This is a genomic window from Streptomyces hainanensis (genome assembly GCF_004348415.1).
GTDB lineage: Bacteria > Actinomycetota > Actinomycetes > Streptomycetales > Streptomycetaceae > Streptomyces > Streptomyces hainanensis.
The window spans coordinates 1-3,692 of record NZ_SMKI01000627.1; the positions used below are offsets into that span (position 1 = coordinate 1).

4 protein-coding genes are annotated in these 3,692 nt (G+C 74.4%); 2 read left to right on the forward strand and 2 right to left on the reverse strand.

What is annotated here, in order from left to right; genetic code table 11:
- Positions 1-3 precede the first annotated feature (3 nt).
- A complete protein-coding gene (locus tag E1283_RS33745; RefSeq protein ID WP_243745292.1) occupies positions 4-1,029 on the reverse strand; it encodes a TAXI family TRAP transporter solute-binding subunit in 1,026 nt (341 codons plus the stop codon).
- A gap of 78 nt (positions 1,030-1,107) precedes the next feature.
- Here E1283_RS33745 and miaB point away from each other — a divergent pair, with 78 nt between their 5' ends.
- Both miaB and E1283_RS33755 read left to right on the forward strand, forming a co-directional pair.
- Positions 1,108-2,598 (forward strand): tRNA (N6-isopentenyl adenosine(37)-C2)-methylthiotransferase MiaB, encoded by a 1,491-nt coding sequence (gene miaB, locus E1283_RS33750; RefSeq protein ID WP_132821978.1) that lies wholly within the window; start codon positions 1,108-1,110, stop codon positions 2,596-2,598.
- Positions 2,599-2,632: 34 nt separating this feature from the next.
- A complete protein-coding gene (locus tag E1283_RS33755) occupies positions 2,633-3,346 on the forward strand; it encodes a class III extradiol dioxygenase subunit B-like domain-containing protein (RefSeq protein ID WP_132821979.1) in 714 nt (237 codons plus the stop codon).
- Here E1283_RS33755 and E1283_RS33760 read toward each other — a convergent pair.
- The gene (locus tag E1283_RS33760; RefSeq protein WP_132821980.1) at positions 3,322-3,537 is read right to left on the reverse strand and encodes a hypothetical protein; all 216 of its coding nucleotides are present in this window, start codon (positions 3,535-3,537) and stop codon (positions 3,322-3,324) included. The genes E1283_RS33755 and E1283_RS33760 overlap by 25 nt on opposite strands.
- Between the last annotated feature and the right edge of the window lie 155 nt (positions 3,538-3,692).

The following is a 3,692-nucleotide window of genomic DNA, read 5'->3' on the forward strand; positions in this document are numbered from 1 at the left end:
GGCTCAGGGCTTGACGGAGCGGTAGTACTCCCGGGCCCCCGGGTGCAGTTCGAGCGGCTGGGTGTAGATCGCGGTGCGCCGGTCCACGCGCTGCGCGGCGTGCACCTCCTGCCCGATCCGGTCCCGGCCGTTGATCACCGACCTGGTCACCTGCTCGGCCAGCGCGTCGTCCACCGCGTCGGTGGTCACCAGCAGGTTGGCCACCGCCAGGGTGTCCACCACCTGCGAGCCGGGAATGTCCGGGTACGCGTCCGGGGGCAGCCCGGCCGCGCGGTAGAAGGCGCTTTCCGGACTGAGCCCCGTCAACGCGGGCAGCAGGTCCTCGAGCGGCACCAGACGGATGTCGGTGTTGGCCGCCAGCCGCTCCACCGCCGTGGTGGGCAGCCCGCCGGACCAGAAGAACGCGTCGAGGCGACCCGCCTCCAGCATCCTCGGCATCGCGTCGATGCCCTGCCGGACCGCGGTCACGTCCCGCTCCAGGTCGAGCCCGGCCGCCGCCAGCAGCTGCCTGGCCGCCGGCTGCACCCCGGACTGGTCCTGCCCCACGCCCACCCGGAGACCGGCCAGGTCCGCGGTGCTGCGCACCGGGGAGTCGGCCGGCACCACGAGCTGTATGTAGTCGTCGTAGAGCCGGGCACAGGCGCGCAGCCGGTCGGCGCCCTCGGCGCCCGACGCCTGGTAGGCCGCTATCGCGTCCGCGGTGGCGATGGCGAAGTCGGCGTCCCCGGCCACCAGCCGCTCGATGTTCTGCACCGAGCCCTCGCTCGGCTTGAGCGTGATGTCGAGGTCCGGCGCGTCACCGGCCAGCTGGCCGCGCAGCAGCTCCCCGTACCGGGAGTAGACCCCGCTGCTGACCCCGGTGCTCACCGTCAACGAGCCGCCGGGGCTCGGCGCACTGCCGAAGAGCGGCCGCCACAGCAGGCCGGCGAGCACGACGAGCGCCACCGCGACGCCGAGCAACACGGGCACCGGCCGGCGGCGCAGCGAACGCACGGAGAGCAGGCGGCGGTCCTGCGCGCTGGGAGCCACCCGAGCAAGCTACCAGCGGAACGTAGACTTGGGGACTGGCTCTTGCTGGTCCCGGATCGATTTGGATTGAGTTCTCGCATGCCGGAAGTCACGCGCACGTACCAAGTCAGGACGTTTGGCTGTCAGATGAACGTCCACGACTCGGAGCGGATGGCCGGGTTGTTGGAGGCCGCCGGCTACGTCGCGGCCGAGCCCGGCGCCGACGCCGCCGACATCGTGGTCTTCAACACCTGCGCGGTCCGGGAGAACGCCGACAACCGGCTCTACGGCAACCTGGGGCAGCTGGTGCCCAAGAAGAACGCCCGCCCCGGCATGCAGATCGCCGTGGGCGGCTGCCTGGCCCAGAAGGACCGCGACACTATCGTGCGCCGTGCCCCCTGGGTCGACGTCGTCTTCGGCACCCACAACGTGGGCAGCCTCCCCGTGCTGCTGGAGCGCGCCAGGATCGAGCGCGAGGCCCAGGTCGAGATCGCCGAGTCGTTGGAGGCGTTCCCCTCCACCCTGCCGACCCGCCGCGAGAGCGCCTACGCCGCCTGGGTCGCCGTCTCCGTCGGCTGCAACAACACCTGCACCTTCTGCATCGTGCCGGCGCTGCGCGGCAAGGAGAAGGACCGCAGGCCCGGGGACATCCTGGCCGAGATCGAGACGCTGGTCGCCGAGGGCGTCAGCGAGATCACCCTGCTCGGCCAGAACGTCAACGCCTACGGCTCGGACATCGGCGACCGCGAGGCGTTCTCCAAGCTGCTGCGCGCCTGCGGTGGGATCGCCGGCCTGGAGCGGGTGCGCTTCACCTCCCCGCACCCGCGCGACTTCACCGACGACGTGATCGAGGCCATGGCCGGGACACCCAACGTGATGCCGCAGCTGCACATGCCCCTGCAGTCCGGCTCGTCCCGGGTGCTGCGCGCCATGCGCCGCTCCTACCGGCAGGAGCGCTACCTGGGGATCATCGAGAAGGTCAGGGCGGCCATCCCGGACGCGGCCATCACCACCGACATCATCGTGGGCTTCCCCGGCGAGACCGAGGAGGACTTCGAGGAGACCCTGCACGTGGTGCGCGAGGCGCGCTTCGCGCAGGCCTTCACCTTCCAGTACTCCAAGCGGCCGGGCACCCCGGCGGCCGAGATGGCCGGGCAGATCCCCAAGGAGGTCGTCCAGGCGCGCTACGAGCGGCTGGTCGCCCTCCAGGACGAGATCTCCTGGGCGGAGAACAGGAGCCAGGTGGGCCGCACGGTCGAGGTACTGGTCGCCGAGGGCGAGGGCCGCAAGGACGACGCGACCCGGCGGCTCTCGGGCCGCGCCCCCGACAACCGCCTGGTCCACTTCACCCGCCCCACCGAGCCGGTCAGGCCGGGCGACATGGCCACCGTCGAGATCACCTACGCCGCCCCGCACCACCTGCTCGCCGAGGGCGAGGTGAAGGCCGTCCGCCGCACCCGCTCCGGCGACGCCTGGGAGCGGCGCACCGCGGCCCCGGCCGCCGGGCCGGCGGGCGTGATGCTCGGCCTGCCGGGCGTCGGCGTCCCCGCCCCGCTGCCGGAACCGGCCGGCGGGTGCGCGGTGTCCTGACGGTCCCGGCCCGACCGGGAGTTAGGCTCCGGGCATGCTCGTCGCCGCCGCCGTCTGCCCCTGCCCGCCGCTGCTGGTACCCGAGGTCGCCGGTGGCGCCGCCTCCGAACTCGACGAGGCGCGCGCCGCCTGCTACGACGCCCTCGGCGTGCTGTCCGCCGCCCGGCCGGAGCGACTGGTGGTCGCCGGCCCCGCGACCGGCCGGGGCCTCGACCACTACCCGGCCGGCACCCGCGGCTCGCTGCGCGGCTTCGGGGTGGGCGTCGAGACCGCCCTCGGGTCGGCCGCCGAGCGGCCCGGCGAGCCCGAGCTGCCGCCGTCCCTGACGGTCGCGGCCTGGCTGCTCGAACGCGTCGGCTGGCGGGCCGCCCCCGTGGCGGCGCTCGGCCTGGGCGAGGACCTCGAACCGGCGCGTTGCGAGGCGGCCGGCCGCGAGCTGGCGGCGGGCGGGGAACGGCTCGCCCTGCTCGTCATGGGGGATGGCAGCACCTGCCGCTCGCCCAAGGCCCCCGGCTACCTCGACGAGCGGGCCGCCGACTTCGACGCGGCCGCGGCGCGCGCCCTGGGCGCCGCCGACCTCGACGCCCTGCGCGGCATCGACCGGGGGCTGGCCGCCGAGCTCGGCGCCGCCGGCCGGTCCGGCTGGCGACTGCTCGCCGCCGCGGCGGACGGCGCCGGCCTCGGCGGCCGGCTGCTCTACGACGATGCGCCCTACGGCGTCGGCTACTTCGTGGCGTCCTGGTCCTGAGGGGCCGCCACGGCCTGGGTGCGGGCGCCCTCACCGGCCTCGCTGTCGGCCGCTTCCGAGGCCGCCGTCTGCTTGGGGATGCCGACGGCGTCGGCCTCGGCGACCGGACCGGCCGACGCCTCCTCGGGCGCCTCCCCGGCGGGCGGCCCCGCCTCCGAGCCACGGCGACGCAACCAGGCGAACACTCCCATTGAACCTCTCCTGACCTCGGGTTTCCTCGGGCGATGACCCGCCGGGAGACCGGCGGTTCACCCTCGAGACCCCAAACGACCCGACTCCCCCCACGTCACGTCGCTCGTTCGAGGACCGGCCGCCCGGTCTGCGAGACTTCCCGGGTGAACACCCC